This window comes from Gardnerella vaginalis (assembly GCF_001546485.1).
GTDB lineage: Bacteria > Actinomycetota > Actinomycetes > Actinomycetales > Bifidobacteriaceae > Bifidobacterium > Bifidobacterium vaginale_D.
Genome location: NZ_KQ956829.1, coordinates 1 through 17,278 on the forward strand (window position 1 = coordinate 1; position 17,278 = coordinate 17,278).

Annotated in this window: 13 protein-coding genes and 1 pseudogene; 2 read left to right on the forward strand and 12 right to left on the reverse strand. The window is 43.0% G+C overall.

The features are described from left to right. Nucleotides 1–335: 335 nt before the first annotated feature. Nucleotides 336–2,207, reverse strand: a complete 1,872-nt coding sequence (metG, locus tag HMPREF3208_RS00195) for a methionine--tRNA ligase (RefSeq protein ID WP_016637037.1) — start codon at nt 2,205–2,207, stop codon at nt 336–338. 522 nt (nt 2,208–2,729) lie between these two features. Here metG and HMPREF3208_RS00200 point away from each other — a divergent pair. Then, nucleotides 2,730–3,335, forward strand: coding sequence for a hypothetical protein (locus HMPREF3208_RS00200; RefSeq protein ID WP_016637039.1), 606 nt, complete (start codon nt 2,730–2,732; stop codon nt 3,333–3,335). 7 nt (nt 3,336–3,342) lie between these two features. Continuing rightward, nucleotides 3,343–3,603, forward strand: coding sequence for a variant leucine-rich repeat-containing protein (locus HMPREF3208_RS06845; RefSeq protein WP_016637041.1), 261 nt, complete (start codon nt 3,343–3,345; stop codon nt 3,601–3,603). Between the two features lie 27 nt (nt 3,604–3,630). Here HMPREF3208_RS06845 and rsmI read toward each other — a convergent pair whose 3' ends face one another. The 11 genes and pseudogenes from rsmI to HMPREF3208_RS00260 all read right to left on the reverse strand — a co-directional run bounded on the left by rsmI (nt 3,631) and on the right by HMPREF3208_RS00260 (nt 17,184). After that, entirely contained in the window at nt 3,631–4,569 is a 939-nt protein-coding gene (gene rsmI / locus HMPREF3208_RS00210; protein WP_016637042.1) for a 16S rRNA (cytidine(1402)-2'-O)-methyltransferase, read from the reverse strand. Between the two features lie 236 nt (nt 4,570–4,805). After that, complete coding sequence (locus tag HMPREF3208_RS00215; RefSeq protein WP_064346653.1) at nt 4,806–5,114, reverse strand: hypothetical protein; 309 nt, start codon at nt 5,112–5,114, stop codon at nt 4,806–4,808. Between the two features lie 50 nt (nt 5,115–5,164). After that, nucleotides 5,165–5,452 carry a hypothetical protein gene (locus tag HMPREF3208_RS00220; protein ID WP_064346654.1) on the reverse strand — a complete coding sequence of 96 codons (288 nt, stop codon included), beginning with the start codon at nt 5,450–5,452 and terminating at the stop codon, nt 5,165–5,167. 372 nt (nt 5,453–5,824) lie between these two features. Next, nucleotides 5,825–6,061 (reverse strand): annotated as a pseudogene (locus tag HMPREF3208_RS06975) (signal peptide protein, YSIRK family); the annotation flags it as partial. A gap of 636 nt (nt 6,062–6,697) precedes the next feature. Beyond that, entirely contained in the window at nt 6,698–8,215 is a 1,518-nt protein-coding gene (locus tag HMPREF3208_RS00230) for a formate--tetrahydrofolate ligase (RefSeq protein ID WP_064346657.1), read from the reverse strand. Nucleotides 8,216–8,485: 270 nt separating this feature from the next. Beyond that, nucleotides 8,486–10,093: a C69 family dipeptidase gene (locus HMPREF3208_RS00235; protein ID WP_064346659.1), complete on the reverse strand. Its 1,608-nt coding sequence runs from the start codon at nt 10,091–10,093 to the stop codon at nt 8,486–8,488. A 107-nt stretch (nt 10,094–10,200) separates the two neighbouring features. After that, a complete protein-coding gene (locus tag HMPREF3208_RS00240) occupies nt 10,201–10,752 on the reverse strand; it encodes a YbhB/YbcL family Raf kinase inhibitor-like protein (RefSeq protein ID WP_016636989.1) in 552 nt (183 codons plus the stop codon). Nucleotides 10,753–10,829: 77 nt separating this feature from the next. Then, a complete protein-coding gene (locus HMPREF3208_RS00245) occupies nt 10,830–11,987 on the reverse strand; it encodes a DNA polymerase III subunit delta' (protein ID WP_064346661.1) in 1,158 nt (385 codons plus the stop codon). Between the two features lie 70 nt (nt 11,988–12,057). After that, entirely contained in the window at nt 12,058–12,762 is a 705-nt protein-coding gene (tmk, locus tag HMPREF3208_RS00250) for a dTMP kinase (RefSeq protein WP_064346671.1), read from the reverse strand. Nucleotides 12,763–12,819: 57 nt separating this feature from the next. Next, complete coding sequence (topA, locus tag HMPREF3208_RS00255) at nt 12,820–15,651, reverse strand: type I DNA topoisomerase (protein ID WP_064346674.1); 2,832 nt, start codon at nt 15,649–15,651, stop codon at nt 12,820–12,822. A gap of 138 nt (nt 15,652–15,789) precedes the next feature. After that, nucleotides 15,790–17,184: a phosphatase PAP2 family protein gene (locus HMPREF3208_RS00260; protein WP_064346662.1), complete on the reverse strand. Its 1,395-nt coding sequence runs from the start codon at nt 17,182–17,184 to the stop codon at nt 15,790–15,792. Nucleotides 17,185–17,278 lie beyond the last annotated feature (94 nt).

Sequence of the window (17,278 nt, forward strand, 5' to 3'; positions counted from 1 at the left end):
TAGTTTTACACACTTTTTGGCCTATAACCCCAGTTCGTTTGCTGAGTTAGTACCAGTGCTGAGGCTTTGCGAATACTTGCGAAGGATAAAAAGATAAAAAGAAGCCCGGCGGGAAAGAGAAACCCGCCGGGGCAGAGAGAAAGAGAGAAGAAGGTTTCAATTATGGGGTTCAAAAATGAACCTCGCTAATGGCGAACCATTAACATATGTTAGTATAACTAAACATTCGTTCAAAGAAAAGTGGTTTTTCCTTAAAATTTCCTTAAAATATTTTTCAAGAACGAAACAACCACTATTTCTTGTAATTTTATGATACCTTCACGGAAAATTCCAACTTAATTCCCACTATTTGCCAAAGATTTTTTTGCCGCAGCAAGTCTTTCAGCTTCAACACGCTGACGCTCAGCTAATGCAGTAGCAAAACGCTCAAGTTCTTCATCAACTGCTTCCTTCGGAATCTTGGCAAAAATAGGCGTTGGCTTCGGAACAGGTGTGCCCGCCACCAACTCCTCGCTCTCCCACGGATGTACAGTTTCACCCAAACGATAATCACCCGTAATAATCGGATACTTAAAGTCTGGATTATCCAAATCCTCAACCTCTTCAATGCGAGGTAACGGCGAGAATACTCCTGTGCCACCAAGAGCTTCCCAAACCTTCTGCGCTGAATGAGGTAAGAACGGCGCAAGAAGATGATTTGCATCCGAAACAGCCTGAGCTGCAACATGCAACACAGTGCCAAGGCGAGCCTCATCATCCTTAATTTTCCAAGGCTCAGTTGCAGAAATATATTTATTAATATCTGCAACTATGCGCATAGCTTCCGTAAGAGCATTCTTTTGACGATGTCGCTCAATCAAGCTACCCACTAAAGCAAATGCGTCAGAAGTTTGATCGAGAAGCGCACGATCCATTGCAGTCATAGAATCCTCATCGAGTGGAGGAATCGCGCCAAAGTTCTTATTAATAAGATTTGCTACACGATTTACTAGGTTACCCCAGCTTGCTGCAAGTTCTTCGTTATTATGACGAGCAAACTCAGCCCAAGTAAAATCAGCGTCAGAATTTTCAGGACCTGCAATAGAAATGTAGTAACGAACTGCATCCACAGGATAACGCGCCAAAATATCCTTCACATAAATCACAATGCCACGCGAAGAACTAAACTTCTTGCCTTCCATAGTCATAAACTCAGAAGCCACAACCTGCTCAGGCATATTAAGTGGGCCGTAAACACCAGCCTCACCACCCTTAGAACCAGCTCCGTTATACGCAAGCATTTCTGAAGGCCAAATCTGAGAATGGAACGTAATATTATCTTTACCCATAAAGTAATAACCAGGAGACTTTGGATCACACCACCAGTCACGCCACGCATCCGGCTTGCCTTGACGACGCGCCCATTCAATAGATGCAGACAGATAGCCAATAACCGCATCAAACCATACGTACAAGCGCTTATTAGGGTTATCTACCCAACCTTCAACAGGAACAGGAATACCCCAATCAATATCGCGCGTAATAGCTCGAGGCTTTACTTCCTTAAACAAACCAAGCGAGAAGTTAATGACGTTAGTACGCCAACCATCACGAGAATGAAGCCAATTAACGTTCGCTTCAGCTAAAGCAGGCAAATCAAGGAAATAATGCTCAGTTTCTTCGAAACGTGGAGTTTCACCATTAATTTTTGAAACAGGATTAATCAACTCATCTGGATCAAGCTCATTGCCACAAGCATCACATTGATCTCCGCGAGCGCCGTCTGCACCACACAATGGACATGTGCCCTCAATATAGCGGTCAGGTAAGGTACGACCAGTAGAAGGAGAAATAGCAACCTTCTGCGTGCCTTTATAAATATAACCGTTCTTTAAACACTGGCGGAACATCTCCTGAACCACATGCTCATGGTTTGCGGTTGTTGTGCGCGTAAACAAATCGTAACTCAAGCCCAAATCGCACAAATCCTTGGTAATGACGCGATTGTAGCGGTTTGCAAGCTCTTGCGCAGAAACACCTTCTTTATCTGCCTCAACCAAAATTGGGGTACCGTGCTCATCAGTACCAGATACCATCAATACGTCATTGCCCTTCATACGCTCGTAGCGCGCGTACACGTCCGAGGGTACCCCGAATCCTGCAACATGACCAATATGACGAGGGCCGTTAGCATACGGCCAAGCAACATTCACCAAAATATGACTCATAGCCCAATATTATCTTGTTCAGCGCGGACAGTGCCAGCAAATGTACACAGTAAAATTCAAGAAATACATCCAAACTAAAAAAATTACGCATAATCTGCCCAATAAGAAAAAATATTTCAGCTCAGGCAAAGATAGTGCGGCAATATAAAAATCGTCGTAATATATACCTAATTTACGTTCAAAACGCTTTACACAAATAAGCCAATGAGTGCAACATAGCATTGTAAAAATGTGAATATGTGCACAATAACATCGCACACGCTACTAACTTAGTCCACAATAACAGTGTATAAAAATCATTTTTCTCTCTACCTATTCACATATCCACAATTTACACAAATTCTCTGCCAAGCACAGACAGCACAACATAATCTCACTATATGTAACAAAAACGCCTAGCAACAAAAACACGAAAACAGCATAAAGAAAAACAAGTGGGCATAAAAACGATTCGCATGCAAAGAAATAAGAAGAAATACAAAGAAATACAAAGGAATAAGAAGAAATAAGAAGGAGTAGAACATGGCACAACAACGAAGACATACATTGCAACAAACTAATGAAATTCCGCAAGAAGAATTCCCACCATTGCTTGATAACAACCATCTACCAGGACCTATGTGTATGAAAAAACTTTCAAAAATCGGCGTATTAAATCAACTCACGCTCAATACTGGCTATTCACATAAAACCGCTACATCTACGCAAGGCAGAAGTAGTATAGTCAGCAATTTCATAACTACAGAAAGCATAGCTTGTTTATTTACAGCAGCATGGGTTTGGGTAGGAGGTAATTTCCCTGAAAATATAGATGTTATTGATTATGGGCATCTACGTAGAAAACCACATGGGCGCACAATCCGCTCATTTCGTAGACATTTAAGCAATGAAGAATTCGTAGTATTGGGAAAAATACGCATTACAACACCAGAACGCACTATTTGCGATTTAGCATATACTCCGAGCAATAGCGAAAAGTATGAACTATACAGAAAAGATATTGCTCAATTACTGATATCACGCTATTGCATCGACCTACATAAATGCAAACAAATTATCGATAACAATCCGTACTTTCCTGGATCTATTCACGCTCGAAACTGGTTACACGATATTACAACGAAATGAGCAAACTATGCCAATACAATCTAACACTACTCAAAAAGCAAGCATGCCCCCTCAACCACCAATAATATTGACACCACTTGTTGCAGTCGATCCTACTACGCAACCTAAAATATTATGGTATATAGCCAAACACATACCAGAATTGCGCAAATGGGTTATAGCCAACCCAACTGCTGACGCACAACTTTTAGAATACATTTCACAGCAGGGCGGACCTGATGTCCGCTACAGTTTTGAAGTACTTTTTTCCGCATATGACAAGAGTTAAGAATAAATTACGCTTAATACACTCGCTTTACGCTGCTTCACTTTTTTGTTCAAGACAGGCCGAGTAAACCTGTTTGCGATTAGCGTATGATCCGTCAGCAAAAGGATGCTCTTTCACTATTTTTGTGATTGCATCTTTAATGCGCAACCCTTCTGTTTCAGCACAATCAATCGCTAATTTTGCAAGTGAATCTATGCTTAATTCAGAACTTTCTGCCTGCACTTCTTCATCACTAGCACCGGCAATAACCAACACTATTTCCCCACGAGGAGGATCAGAAAGCACTCCATCATGAATACTCTGCACCGTTCCTCGACGAATCTCTTCAAAATCTTTTGTTAACTCTCTACATAAAGCCATTGAACGATGAGAGCCAAGCACAGACAGCACATCTTCCATAGCTTCTGCGATGCGGTGTGGAGTCTCATAGAATACTATTGTTCTGCGCTCCGTTCTCAACGAACGCAAGTGCTGTTGACGCTCGCCTGATTTACGAGGCAAGAAGCCCTCATAACAAAAACGATCAGTCGGAAGTCCAGATAATGCCAGCGCATCCAAAACTGCACTCGGACCAGGTGCACATGTAACAGGCAAACCACGTTCAATAGCCCGACGAACAATTGCTAAACCTGGGTCGTTAATAGTTGGCATTCCAGCATCCGATACCACAAGAACTTGCGCACCCTGTGCAACTTCATCTAGCAGACCATCCGCCTTGTTTCGTTCATTGTGATCGTGATACGCAATCACGCGACCGCCAACATGCACACCAAGACGGTTCGCTAAATCATACAACCTACGCGTATCTTCTGCAGCAACAATATCTGCAGTCTCGAGCAGATTAATAAGTCGCGCAGAAGCATCACCCATATTGCCAATAGGCGTTGCTGCGAGAACGACTGTACCGCATACATCGCGGTTCTCTGAAGTATTCGTTTTCGTTTCTTCAGATTCAATCTCGCTCATTTTTGCTCCTAGCCAACTATTTAAATGCACGCAACTTTTACAGCCGAATATACTACTACATTCGCAAAATATCTGCCCGCAAAGAGCACACGGCTCCTGCGGTTAACGCGCTCGCTACGAAACTCGCGTTGGAAGTCCACTGGACTTCCAACTTAAGCGAGTTTCCGCTCCGAGTTGCTTTCGCGCGCTACGCTCTAAGCGCTAAAGCAGGTCGTCGCGCCCGCAAAACTCAACAGTTAGGCAGATTGTAATTCTCGATGGCGCCTCATTAACAGTGAACGTAGATACTCGCTAATTGTAGATTCGCCTTCTTTTTTTGCATCTTCTGCAATTTTGTCTTTCCAAGATTTAGGTATGCGAAATTGAATAATTGTAGATGCTTCGAGATTGCTCATAATAGGCGGTCGCCCAACAAGCGCAACATGAGCATCTTCCATATTGTCAGTATCTGTAAGATTCATTATTAAATTATTCATATGCTCACGCGCTTCATCGCCTTCGCGCTGAACAATAGTAGTTCCATTATGCTCAATTACTTTGGCCATGCTTTTACCTTCTAATTCCTACAAATAATCTGTTGTAAACAAACTATAATCTATTTTATCTTGTATTTCTTCACCCAATCATCAAAAGGTAAATCCCAAAATGATTGTTCACCACTCCCCGCATGATAAATACGCAAAGTATTATTTTCAATTTTCATAACGATACCAATTGATGGCATTAATACATCATCATGCTTACCAGTTAAACGTATATATAAAACACCTTTATACTCCATTTCTTCAGTTTTTATTGGATTTTCTACAGCATAAGCAATATCTTCTGAAGTTAAGCCATGCTTATTACTATGATTTTCGAATATAATTCTTACTCTCCTCATAGCAATGTTGTACTACAATATTGTAGTACAATAAATAGATAGTCAAATAATAAATTTCTAAAGTTTAGACATAACAAAATGCCCAAGAAGGACACAAATCCCTCAGGGGGGCATTTTTATCTTTACACACATCTTTTTAAATTGAGTTACGCGTATTTATTCTCTATGCTTACCTCTACGAAGATGCAACTTCAGTTTATTCATCAAACCTAATGCAAACATAACAACAGCTGCAACAACAAGAACGATTGCACTTACACCTGTCTTTGCTAGCTCATTCTTCATATGGTCATACGAAGTTGTGTTGTCATTATGGCGAGGATTATGATCAACAGAAGTCTTATCTTCAGATGGCTTCTCAGTTACCGGCGGAATTTTCGGAATAGCTAGTCGAAGATATGGTCTAAAAACATCACCATCTTCAGGAACAATAAATTTGGCTGTAGCCCGAAGCGTAAGCTTGCTACCCGGGCGCAGAATTTTATGAGTTTTATTCGTATCCGCATGATTGTCAGTAGAATCTCCATCAACATAGCTGATTGAAGTTCTTACTTCTGGGAGTTTTCCATCTGGCTTGCCAAAATGCTGCGTAGGAGCAGGAATCAAATCGTTCACCATGCCAGCAACGTTTTTCGCTGCAACATCAGTTTGTTTAACTTGCTTTGGTGCATTACTTACATATTTTGGTCGATTACTATGTAAATTACTGGCTTGCGCAAGCGTAGGCGTCGATATTCCAGCAAATAATAACGCAGCAGAAATTATTCCTGCTGTAAATTTTTTGTTTCCACGAGCGCGCATATCCTCCCCTCGGGATAACAAATATAAATAAAACAAATTCCGAGTAAATCATCACATTCACAATTTTGCAAATCGAAAATTACCGTAATTTTTACAACAACAAAAATCTGCCACATTGCAACAAAAACACTCATATAAAATATTTTCCATCAGCATTTTGAAATAAAATTTATTGCCTTTAATGGCAGTTATAGGAAAATATGTACCGCAAATGGTAGATAAGAACTGCAAACAACAATAATTACAGTTGTTATAACAATAAGACAAATAAATAGTACATGTGACATTTTTCACATATCATAACACACTGCATGCGGAGTACTCGCACATCATTGTAGCGAGCACATTCCTCGCATAGCAAAAACAATGCTTACAAACAAAAACGTCGCTTATGCTTCACATAGGAAAACACTCGCGACGTTTTGTTATACAAAGAAGAAAAAATCACACGATTTTTGGCATAGGTGTAGTAAGCGAAGCAGTAAGATTGACTTGCACAACACCAGCGCCGGCGTGAACTTCCACCTTCTTTAAAGTAACAGTACGCTCTTCAGCTGGCTTGTGATCATCATCAGTCATAGTTGCAGGAGACTTGACTGCCACTAACGCAAGATCATCAAATTCAACACCTGCATTTGCGCACAAATCCTCAGCTGCAGATAACGAATCCTCAAAACCAGCTTTTTCAATTACGCGCTCAGTTGGAACACCGTAAGCTTCTTCACACAGCAACTTAACGCGATCCAAAAGCGCTTGACCCCTGCGACTTTCTGGCACTTGCGTTTCAGCATCAGCACTAATTACCGACACAAAATCGTCAAGCTGATCTGCCAAACCATCGCCGCCATCGCGGAACAAATTGCCAACAATTGGCTTTCTGAATCCTAAAGACTGCGCTTGCTCCAACAGTTCAGGCACTTGATCATCCTCACCTTCCCACAAATTAATCAACGGGAAAGTAGGAATATTAAGCGATTCCAGTCGCGCAACATGGAACGGGTAACGCCAAGCCAAGGTTTCATCATCACGCCAAGTTGTTGCGCGAGTCACAACCACAGCAGCGGCAGGCCACTGAGCACCAAACTCGCGAGCAGCAATATCCAGCCACTTTTGCGCACCAGCATCCGTACCATAGCCAGCTTCCACAACCACTACATCATGCTCAGCGCAAGCCATTTCAACGCTTACCAAACTTGGAATACCAAGCGAAACATTCGCAAACGGGCCACAATGAACATAAATCGGAGAACCATTAAGTGTCTCAGTTTTTGCAGGCTTTACAGCGTCGGCAAGAATATTGGTAATTCGCCACAAATCCACAAACTCACCAAACTTAACAGGCTTACCGTCTTTTGTACCAGCAATCATAGCAGCAACGCGCTCAGAAATTTCACCCATGCTGCGAGAAAGAACCACGATTTGCATCAGCTCGCAAGTAGGAGTTAGCACCACACGCTCAGGAATAGTGCCCTTACCAAAATCAACAGCAATACTGCGAAGTGAACGCGAAGGAACTTCACTTACACGAGGAACCAAAATAGTATCCAGTTTACCTTCATCAATTGCTTTTTCTGCAAACGAAACCAGCAAATTCTGCGCGCAAGCAATAGCAGCCATTTCGCCGCACAAACCCCAGTCAATCAACTCAGGATGAGAAAGCGAAGACTTGCCGCCACCACTTGCACCGCCTTTAGAACCAGCAGCCGTAATACCCATACTCGGCTGACGCAAAACAGCCGCCGCATCCACACCACGCTCACGCAAAGCATCAACCAACGCGATAGTTGTAGTTGTTTTACCTTCACCACGAGAAGCTTTCAACGGAGTATCAGCAGTAACAAGAAGCACTTTACCATGCTTACGAGGCTCCTCAGGATGCTGCTTAAGATAGTCCACGTATCCAAAAGCATCAATTTTTTTTACTAAACCGAATGTTGTAGTGTATGAATCAAGAATGCTCATGTACCCCTCTTTCATAGGCATATTGCACAACAATGCATGCGGAAATTAAGTTACATGATTCATACTATACGATTGCTTGCGCTCAGCATAGACAGCACGCCCAACAACTATGCACGTTATTAGTAACATCTATAACAAAGTAACAAAACATAACAAAAATGCCTTCCTCATGAAATAAAAAGTTCATTTCTTCGGAAGGCACTTAAGTCATTACATTATTTTCATAAGTTTTTCTGTATCTATTTATAAGAAAACTTATGTAATTACATTTCAGTGATCGGAACGATTAAAACCATTCTTCATACGCATGCTAGTGATGTACAGCACTGTGTCAAGCAAAGAATCGGTTTCTTTCTTCAACTTTGCTGCCATATCGTCGTTTGCTACAGCCAAAGCCTCGCGCACTTTGTCGTTACGAAGCTCAGCAATAATAGCCTCAGGATCGCGAACTAAATCATCGTAATCTTCGCCTTCATCACCTTCACGCTCTGGCTCGTAATCCCTCAAAGAAACGCCAAGCAAATCAGCAATTTCGCCATCTGTGTTCTTAACCATTGCATGACCAAGAGAACCAACAGTTTCCTGGTAACGCTCGATTGCGTTTGCAGTATCGTTAAAAGCAGCATCCGCAAGAGCTGCAATAATACGATTCTCCCAATAGAAGTTTTCGCTTGTTACGCGAGTAGTCGTATCTTCCAAATATTTCGGAGTGCGATTTACGTTCGGATAGAACGGAATTAAAGAGTTGAAAGGATTAGAGCCGTAAGTAATCCACTGAATTGCACGCATTGCTTCTGGCACGTAAGGGCGGATTTGCATTACTGCAAGTTCGCTTTGACGGTTAATGCCGATTGGGCGCAACATGTGACGAGTGTGCTCATCGCCAAGTTTGCCGTAAGGATCATACTCAGTGCCCTGATAATGCGAGCTTAAAACGTACTTAATATCCTCAACTGTGACTTTGCGCTCAGGCTGGCGAGCCCAAGGAATATCGTTGCTATCCGGACGGTGATCTGCATCTTTTCCATCCCACACTTCGTCATAAGGATTCAAGAAACGCTCCATAAACCATGCGCGAGGAGTGTTGTACACGTGATCGGCATCCGAATGAGAGCCGAAAGCGTCACGAGGGTTAAACGGCGAAGCGTTTTCTACTGACAAATCCAAATGGTTTTCTTCAATAAACTCAAGCAAATCAGCCGAGCACATGTGTTCCTCTTGAGCATCAAAAGCATCATCCAAATCAAACTCGTCAATTCCAAGCTGATTTGGCATCACAACATAAGCTTCATCCGGCACACGCTTAGCAATCCAATGATGGCCGCCAACGGTTTCAAGCCACCAAATCTCGTTCACATCAGAGAACGCAACGCCGTTCATTTCATAAGTGCCGTACTTTTCAAGCAACGCACCCAAACGCTCAACGCCTTCGCGAGCGCTACGAATATAAGGCAAAACAAGCGTTAGGAAGTCTTCCTCGCCAATTCCACCTGGAACTTCCGGCTTGTAGTCAGCATCGCCAACTTTGCCTTGTGCCTTCTGAAGTTCAACCATTGGGTCTGCGCCTAGCACACGCTCATTAGATGTAAGCGTTTCTGTTGCGCTCATTGCAACGTTTGCTTCGTTGACGCCAGCTTCTCCCCAAATTCCTTCGCGCAAGTCTGCGTTTGGCACGCTTGTGTATTGCATTGGATTATCCGGCAACTCAACTGTTACGTGGCTAAGAACTGACTTATAAACGCGAGGCTGATCTTCCGGCTTTACTACTACTAAACGTTTTGGATTAAATTCGCCATTGGCTGAGTCTTCATTGCGCGCAATAAGCGTAGACCCGTCATAACTTGCTTTTCGACCAACAAGAATTGTTGTGCATGCCATATTTGCATCCCCTGTTTTTAGGTTTTATATTTTTTAGATTTATTACTTTTTGATTCTAACGCTTAGGTGTTAATTGCAACCATAATTGGTTGCTCTCATACTTGCGTTTAAGCTTTACCAGTAAGGAACATGCCACCAGCATCTACACCTGATGTTACGTTTCTCACTTCGCGCAATAATTCATTCATGTAGAATCCTTGTTGAAGATTTGGCAAAGGCTTTTCTGTGCCAAAAACTTCAAACATGTATTCGTGATCTTTATCAGGAGGCTGCGGACCATTGTAGTGCATAGTAATTGCTGGGTCAGTGCAGCCAACAAACCTACTTGCTTGCGAGTTACGTCCTTGCACGGCTTCAGGAATCATCGACTGCATAGTACGAGAAAAATCTTGCGGTATTTGCAAAGCATGAGAATCGTTAAAATCAAACATTAACGCTTCAACAGGCACGTTTGCAGCAGTCCAGTGAATCCACTCAAAACCGCATACAGGTATTGCATCGTCGTCAACAAAACGCCAATGCAAATAATGCACAAAAGGTGGCATGTCATCAACGTAAAACGGGAAGGAGACTACCGGTACTCCGTTAATTTTGTTCTGCGTCGGCGCAGCCTTAGAATAATCATCCGGAATAGTAGTGAAATCTGTTGAAATATTCATACTTCAAGTATCCACTACCTCAATGACGTATATGTTCAACAAGTTTGAAGTTATGCAGTCACTAAATTTTAGTGAATTTACCCAAGCAGTGAACAAAAGAGCGCTTCAAAAACAAGCGTTGTGTTGCCATTGCCTGCGAGCCGTCGGCGAGCTGCAGCAATGCTATCAACATCATTCAGAACCTGAGTAGCTGTAAATCTTTGTGATAACGCTACAATATTTGCTTGATATTCCTGATTTATGAGCGGCGAAGAATCTTGTGCACCATGAATCACGACTAAAACATCACGATATACACTTGCAATCGCATCAAGTGAACGCATTAATACATCTCGACTTACACGCGTGATTTTACGTTTTACTTCATCTTTTTTACCGATTGCATTGTAAGCTGCGCGCAACTTAGGAGGAACACGATCTTCATCACGCAAACCGTTAATTCTGCGAAATTCTTTCTGCTGAGCATCAACGTTTCGCTGAATTTCATTTTCCGCTTGGCTTTTTGCGTCCTCAATAAGCATGGAAGTAAGTAGAATTGCATCACTAGCATCATGCAAACGCAGCAAACCTGCAATCAGCTCATCTCGTCTACTTACAGCATGTTCATCACTTGCGTATAGCAACGCAGTAGTTATATTCCCTTGAGATAACCTAGCTGCACGATGTGCTAGTTTGCTATCCGCACTGGTTTTTTTCATAAGATACTCAACTACGGATTGCTCGTCCGGCATAGCTAATTGCACAACTTGCGTACGAGAACGAATAGTTGGCAATACATCTTGAGTACTAGCAGCACAAAGTAACCAAATCGTATGTTCACTTGGTTCTTCAATTTCTTTCAGAAGCACATTGGTACTGCGTTCTAACATGCGTCCAACATCTTCAATAATAATAATTCTCCATGGAGCTGTACTCGGCATTTGTTCAGAAATGCCAATAACTTCGCGCACAGCATCTACACTCAAGGTCACACCTTCAGTAGTGAGCATATGCACATCTGGATGCGAACCATTCAGAACTTCCTTAGCAGTTTTACTCAGCTCTCCATTTTTACATTCGCCATGATCTGGGCTTTCAAGAGCAGCAGCAAAAGCGCGCGCAACTTGCACACTACCAAAGCCGGCAGCACCACAAATAAGCCAAGATTGCGCTATTTTACTTGCGTCTGCGCAAGCAACTTTTTGCAAACGCTGAACTACCTGCCCTTGACCAACAACACTATCCCACACACTCATTGCTTCACCCCCTCATATTTTTTACTATGTAGCTGCACTTCGTTATGTTGCTGCGCTTCCCGATTTACGTTTATTGAGCGTTAAGCTCTTCAATCGCATTATTTACATCTTGCGCAATCAATTTCGATAACGATTGTGCCGAACACGTAGCATCTAATACGCGATACCTATCTGCAGATTCTTGCGCTAAATCCAAAAAAGCTTCACGGGTGCGTCTTGTAAAATCAATTCCAGCGGACTCCATGCGATCCTGCTGCCTGTGCAAACGCGCAAAAGCTGCTTCCGGCTGCATATCTAGCAAATACGTACGATCCGGCCACAGAGAGTCTGTAGCCCATTCACTAAGGTTTCGTATATCGTCCATTGTTAATTCGCGTCCACCTGCTTGATATGCAAGCGAAGAATCAATATAACGATCTGTAATTACTATTGCTCCACGAATTAACGCAGGGCGAATTACCTGAGCCACATGTTGAGCGCGATCGGCAGCAAAAAGAAGCGCTTCAGTTCTCGAAGACACAAAAGATCCATGCAACAACAGTTCTCGTAAAGATTTTCCGAGAGCAGTACCACCTGGCTCGCAGGTAACAACTACTTCGCGCCCTGTTGATTGCAAATGTTCTTTTAGTGCTTCAACTTGCGTTGTTTTTCCAACGCCATCAATACCCTCAAACGAAATAAATAAGCCTTTACGCACAGCGGGCTCCGCTCCGCCGCAACCACAGTTTCCTCCGCAAGCACAACCGACTGAAAAATCACCATTTTGAGATGCCATATTTTGTGACTCCATATTTTGTGACTCCATACGCAAGGTCTACTTAAGATTTAGATTTTATTTCGATGCTTTTTTAGTACTAGACTTCTTTGCAGTAGACTTCTTTGCAGTAGACTTCTTTGAAGTAGACTTTGTAGTACTTTTAGTAGCACGCTTCTTACGTTTTACAGGACCTGCAGCACGCTTTTGAGCCAACAATGCAAACGCATCCTGTGGATCAATCGACTCAGGTGTATATTGCTTTGGCAATGTGCGATTCGTTTCACCATCAGTAATATAAGCCCCATAGAAACCATCTTTAATGACTACTGGTTTTCCAGTTTCAGGATCATCTCCAAGCTCACGTAACGGCGGCTTAGCAGCACCACGCGTACGCTTTCCATACTTTGGTTGTGCGAATAAAGCTTGCGCTTCTTCTAAGGTCGTACTAAAAATAGCGTCTTCACTAGCCAGCGAGCGCGTTTCCGGCTTAGCTTCTACTGTTTCTCCAGCAGAAGTATCAACTGCCGAATAAGTTTTAGTTAAGTACGGACCATAACGACCGTTATTTGCCTCAATTCGCGCAAGTTTGACTACGCCTTCCGCATCAACATCTTCATACTCGCCCACCAAACGCGGCAAGTGTAAAAGCTGCAAAGCATCTTGCAAACTTAAGGTCGCAGGATCCATAGTTTTAAACAATGAAGCCATTTTCGGACGAGCTTTAGCAGATTTAGCACTAGACTTAGCATCAGACTTAGCATCTTCACTATCATGTTGTGCATCAACCAAAGCTACATATGGACCAAAACGGCCATTTCGCACTTCAACAGTGCCACCCGTTTCAGGATCAACACCAAGCACTCGAGGGCCTTCAGCATTATTTTCCAATAGCTCACGAGCTACATCAACAGTTAATTCATCTGGAGCTAATGTTTCAGGCAAAGAAGCATGGCGAGGGTTCCCCTCAGTATCGAGATTTTTAGTGTCTTCCAAATACGGGCCATAACGACCAACGCGCACATGTAAACCATCGCTAATATCAATTGTGTTAATTTCACGCGCATCAATTTCACCAAGTTCAGCAACTTGTTGTTGCAAACCCACATGCACTTCATCTGCAGACTTAGCAGAATTATCATCCGAACCGAAATAGAATCTAGTTAACCAATCGCAACCAGTTTCCTCACCATGCGCAATTCGATCCAAACCATTTTCCATGTCTGCAGTAAAGGCGTAATCAACATACTTCGGGAAGTTAGCTTCCAAAAGCTTAATCACCGCGAAAGCAAGCCACGAAGGAATTAAAGCTCGACCACGCTCATACACGTAGCCACGATCGATAATCGTAGAAATAATACTTGCGTAAGTAGAAGGACGACCAATTTCCTTCGCCTCTAAAGTTTTTACCAGCGAAGCTTCCGTATAACGAGCAGGTGGCTGTGTTTCATGAGCACCTACAGTAACATCCCGTGCAGCAAGTACATCACCAGCTTGCATAGGAGGCAACGCCTTATCACTATCAGAAGCAGAAGCATTACCGAAAACCTTCATAAAACCAGCAAAAGTAATAACCGTGCCAGAGGCTTGGAACAAAGCATTGCCATGTTCTTTAGTATCCGCATTCAACTTAACTGTTGCAGTAAAACCAGTAGCATCAGCCATCTGTGAAGCAAGCGTACGTTGCCAAATAAGCGTGTACAGTTTGAGCTGATCTGCAGGTAATTTATCTGCTAAATCATCTGGATTATAAAAATGTGCTCCAGCTGGTCGAATACATTCATGCGCCTCCTGAGCGCCAGCTGACGTAGTTGCATACTGTTTAGGAGATTCCGCTACATATTGTGCACCAAACACTTCACTAGCTGCAGCACGAGCAGCAGCAATAGCTTCTTGAGAGAGCGTTACGGAATCCGTACGCATATAAGTAATATAGCCATTCTCATACAAAGCTTGAGCTGCTCGCATAGTTTGACGAGAACTCATCGACAAACGGTTACCAGCAGCCTGTTGCAACGTTGACGTAGTAAATGGGGGCAAAGGACGACGACGATATGGCTTCGTTTCCATAGAATCCACTACGAAATCAGCACTCTTTAAAGACTCAGCTAGATGCGCAGCAAATACTGCATCCATATGCAATGCTGGATGAGAATCATCCTTCACAGCAATAAGCTCACCATTGGCATTGAAATCTTTAGAACCAGCCAAACGACGTCCATCAAGCTCAGTCAAACGAGCTTCAAAATCAACATCATTACCATCGGTATCAGCTGCACACAAAAGTGCACTAACATCACAGTAAGATGCCTTAGTAAATACCATACGTTCACGTTCACGCTCAACAATAAGACGAGTAGCTACAGATTGCACACGACCCGCAGAAAGACCAGGCCCAACTTTTCGCCACAGCACTGGTGAAAGCTCATAACCATACAAACGGTCAAGTACACGACGAGTTTCCTGCGCATCAACCATATTATTGTCAACATTACGTGTATTCTTCAACGAAGATTGAATCGCATCTTTGGTAATTTCATGAAAAACCATACGCTTAACTGGAACTTTTGGCTTCAGCGCTTCAACCAAATGCCAAGCAATAGCTTCACCTTCACGATCCTCATCAGTTGCCAGATATAACTCGTCAGCTTTGGCGAGCGCAGACTTCAAATCTGCCACTGTTTTCTTTTTATCGGCACCAACAACGTAGTAAGGAGCAAAACCATGATCGATATCTACACCAAATTTACCGAATGCGGCCTTACGCGACGCAGGCACCTGACTCGGTTGAGCGAGGTCGCGAATATGCCCCACTGACGCCATCACGGTGTATCCATTACCTAAATACCCGCCAATTTTTCGCGCCTTCGTGGGAGACTCCACAATGACTAGCTTATGTTCCGCTGCCATATTCGCTCCTTTCTTCACAAAAACATCAAGCATAGAGGCATACGCCTACAAGTTTCGCACTAACTGTATCGCATCTTATGCTGTACGTCTATCCCATTCCACATCGGTGGATAAAAGCAGTCAAAATAGACGTATTACTTATGCAGCTGACGGCGGCGTTGGTGGAGCACCCACCAAACCAAGCCGACTTAGTGGAGCAGCTGTAGCATGGCGCATTACCATAATCACTCCATAAACCAGCAAAGATACACCAATAATCAGCCAATAAGTCGCAATATAAGATACGCCTGAAGCCCATTGCGCAAAAATATCAACGCCCGGCAAAATCTGCCAGATTAAATACACAGCGTACAAACAGGCTAACGCTCCCAACGTAATCATAGAGCTTCCCACAATCTGCACACTAATCGATGAGCGTCGATATGCTGGCATATCCATTCCACTACTGCGAGTACCAGCAAGCACAGCAAGTGTTACTGCACCTACAATAAGTAATGATATCAGTACATCTGAAGACCTGTGCCAATGCCCTGCAATCAAAGAAAGCTGTACTAAAATACTTATAACCGCAGATCCGAGCGCAGTCCACGCTCTCCACGCGCGAGATACAGCACAAATAAGCAACGCACACGCTGCCGCAATCACCAATGCGTGACCAGATGGCGCTGAATTTGTCGATAAATATTCAATATTAATAAGCATTGGTCGAGGCAACATCTTTTTTAACGGCTCAGCAGCAACTGCCAAAATAATTATGCAAGCACATTGACCAAGCATCCACCAACGTTTGCGAATACAAACAATGCTCAATGCTGCTACAGCAATAATTGCACCAAGAATAATAACAACAAATGAAATACATAGCGGACGCAGGCAGAACGATAACCAAGGTGGCACTCCGTGAGAACCAAACCCACTAATTACCATCTCTTCATAACTTTGCCCAAGCACAGTTTGTACACTAAGCAACCACAAACCTACTGCTGAAATTAAAAAGACTACTGCTAACATCATGCACCATAAAATGGTGGATACGCGCGGTCGCTTCATTAATGGATCAAGTTGATCTACGTCATCAGATGGTGAGGAGGTATTAAGCAAAGAATTTTTTGTATTATTGTGTTCTCTTGGTAAGGTCGCAATTTTAGACGTACCAGTATCAGGAACTGCAGCAAAAGCTTGTACTGCTGACTGTTCTGGCAAATCTTCTAAATCTTGCAAACTGTTACCAGAATTCGATAATCCATCAGACTGCTTCACAGATTGTTTCACAGTTTGCTTCACAGCTTCCGACGTACCATCCTCCGGAATTAACGGCATTACTGTTTCCGCCGATTTATGATCCACAACTGGCGAAAACGGCGCGATTGGCTGGGACAACGCTGAGCGCTGGGATGCACTACGATTCTCATCATTCTGCACCTCAGAAGCTTTACGCAAAGTTGTATCCAACGATGCAGCATCTGACATTTCAACAGCGTCAAACTGCTCGTCAATATTATCGGACTGCATTCCTGTTAATTCTCCGCTCATACTTTAGACTTTACGACAGTCTCCATAATAGTGCGAGTTGTGCAACACTTATTCGACGATTATTGGGTAATTTTTTCACAATTTTATTTACCAG